2 protein-coding genes are annotated in these 2677 nt (G+C 70.8%); one reads left to right on the top strand and one right to left on the bottom strand.

All coding sequences use genetic code 11. From position 1 onward, the window contains the following. Positions 1-21: 21 nt before the first annotated feature. Positions 22-1059, bottom strand: a complete 1038-nt coding sequence (locus tag B551_RS16245) for a hypothetical protein (protein ID WP_023264550.1) — start codon at positions 1057-1059, stop codon at positions 22-24. A 296-nt stretch (positions 1060-1355) separates the two neighbouring features. On the opposite strand from B551_RS16245, the gene B551_RS16240 reads away from it, so the two are divergent. Continuing rightward, the coding region (locus tag B551_RS16240; protein ID WP_023264549.1) for a cobalamin-dependent protein at positions 1356-2677 on the top strand (1322 nt) is incomplete at its 3' end.

The raw sequence follows: 2677 nt of genomic DNA, 5'->3' as shown, positions 1-2677 counted from the left end.
TGTCGCGCTAGGCGGCGGCGCTCAGCGCGCCGGCGTCGCGGTCGACAGCGTGGCGGCGACCGCCTGCCACAACGGTTCCAGCCGCTGCCGCTCGTTGTCGGCGGCCTGCGGCGGCAGCGACGGCGTGCGGCACAGCAGCACCGCGGTCTGGCCGGCCTCCGGCAGCGGCACCCACCAGACGCGGCCGTACTGCAGACGGCCGCCGTCGCTGGCGATGGAGAAACTGGCCCAATTGGCGCGGTGATTGGCCAGCCGGACCGTGCCCTGGGCGATCACCTTGGCGCCGGCGCCGGTCAGCGCCTTCAGTTCCTCGGTGGCGCGCGCGGCGGCCGCCGCGCTTGCAGCGTCCTTCCCCGCTTCCTTGGCCCCGTCCTTCGCGCCATCCTTCGGCAGCGGCCGCGCCAGCAGATCGATCGTCGACAGGCCGTTGCCGCCCTGGCTGGTGAAGGCAAAGATGGCGTTGTCCGGCAGCAGCTTTTCGCGGGCCGGATCGCGCTCCCACGACAGCGGCATGCGCAGCATCAGGTCGATCGCGCCGGCCTGCCGGATGCCCTTGGTGGTGTAGCTGCGGGCCATCGGCGAGGCCAGTTCGGCGGCGGGTTTGTCCTCGTAGACCGCGGCCAGCAGCAGCTGCAGCGAGGCCTTCTCCATGTCCCCCTGGGCGCTTTCGCGCACGCGCTGCAGATAGGCCTGCATCGCGGGCTCCGAGGCCAGCGCCGACTGCATCGCCTCGCGGTCCATTTCCAGCACCTTGGTCGCCAGCCGGGCGCGATCGGCGGCGGGCAGCGGAATGTCCTGGAACAGCCGGGTCACCGTCGCCAGCGCATCGGGATACTGGCGGTCGAACGCATTGCGCACCTGCTGGATGTCGTTGCGCAGCGACGGGTATTTGGCCGCGGCGCGCTCCAGCGTGGCGTTCTGGTTGGTCAGATAGCCGTACAGGCTGGTCAGACCCGAGATGGCCGCAGGCGTGTAGTCCCACGCGATGGCACTGGCAGGCAGGCCGATCAGACCCGCCACCAGCGCAAGGCGCGGCAGCCACGGCACGCAATGCCGCATAGGAATCTCCCTTCAGTAGGTCGACACGGCCGGCGGTGCGTGTCCTTTGTTGTGCCGACCGGAGGTCCGAGTCCCGGCGGATGTTCTGGATTGTAGCCGAAGGCAGAGGGCGTCACGTGCCGTTTGCTGCCCGCTGGTCAGGCCCGACGGGATGGGCCTACAATCGACTGGCCCGCCGGCGGCTGCGCCGTGCGGGCGACCCCAGACAATATGGCCAGCAATGGCCGCACAACGCGATGGCCGGTGCTTCGGCGGCGCAGTCTGTCCGCCGGTCCCGGCCTCACCGGGTGGAGACCATGACCGATCTGTCAGACCTGCGCAAGGCAGGCGCCGAAGCCGAGGCCGCTACCGTGGCGCCGGCACCCGCGCCCGCCGGCGCGCCGACCCACAAGGTCCGCTTCGTTACGGCCGCATCCTTGTTCGACGGCCACGATGCTTCGATCAACATCATGCGCCGCATCCTGCAGGCGCAAGGCTGCGAGGTGATCCACCTCGGCCACAACCGCTCGGTCGAGGAAGTCGTCGCGGCCGCGCTGCAGGAGGACGTCCAGGGCATCGCCGTGTCGAGCTACCAGGGCGGCCACGTCGAATACTTCAAGTACATGGTCGACCTGCTGCGCGAGCGCGGCGGCGCCCATATCCAGGTGTTCGGCGGCGGCGGCGGGGTGATCGTGCCGGCCGAGATCCGTGAGCTGCAGGACTACGGCGTCGCGCGCATCTACAGCCCCGAGGACGGCCAGCGCATGGGCCTGGCCGGCATGATCGCCGACATGGTGCGGCGCTGCGACTTCGACCTGTCGCGCCATGCCCCCGCGACGCTCGATTCGTTGCGTGCCGGCGATCGCCGGGCGCTGGCCCAATGGATCACCGTGCTGGAGAACGGCAAGGCCGATCCCGCGCTGGCCGCGGCGCTGCATGCCGACGCCGCCGGCATCGCGACCCCGGTGCTGGGCGTGACCGGCACCGGCGGCGCCGGCAAATCGTCGCTGACCGACGAGCTGATCCGCCGCTTCCGGCTCGACCAGCAGGACGGCCTGCGCATCGCCGTGATCTCGATCGACCCGTCGCGCCGGCGTACCGGCGGCGCGCTGCTGGGCGACCGGATCCGCATGAACGCGATCCACCACCCGCAGATCTACATGCGCTCGCTGGCCACGCGCGACGCCGCCAGCGAGGTGTCGCGGGCACTGCCGGACGCGCTGGCGGCCTGCAAGGTCGCCGGCTTCGACCTGATCGTCGTCGAGACTTCGGGCATCGGCCAGGGCGACGCGGCGATCGTGCCCCATGTCGACCTGTCGCTGTACGTGATGACGCCCGAGTTCGGCGCGGCCAGCCAGCTCGAGAAGATCGACATGCTGGACTTCGCCGACTTCGTCGCGATCAACAAGTTCGACCGCAAGGGCGCGCAGGACGCGTGGCGCGACGTTGCCAAGCAGATGCAGCGCAACCGCGAGCAATGGCATGCGCGCGCCGAGGACATGCCGGTCTACGGCACGCAGGCCTCGCGCTTCAACGACGACGGCGTGACGATGCTGTACCTGGGCCTGCGCGAGGCGCTGGCCGCGCGCGGCCTGGTGCTGCGCGACGGCACGCTGCCGCGGCTGGCGGGACGGCAGAG

The sequence above is a fragment of the Cupriavidus sp. HPC(L) genome, assembly GCF_000307735.3.
In the GTDB taxonomy this organism is placed as follows: domain Bacteria; phylum Pseudomonadota; class Gammaproteobacteria; order Burkholderiales; family Burkholderiaceae; genus Cupriavidus.
This window is presented reverse-complemented; position numbering and strand designations above follow the sequence as displayed.

What these genes read in the sequence shown, in the direction of transcription:
- B551_RS16245 (WP_023264550.1), bottom strand. Translation starts at nt 1,059, where the DNA reads ATGCGGCATTGCGTGCCGTGGCTGCCGCGCCTTGCGCTGGTGGCGGGT.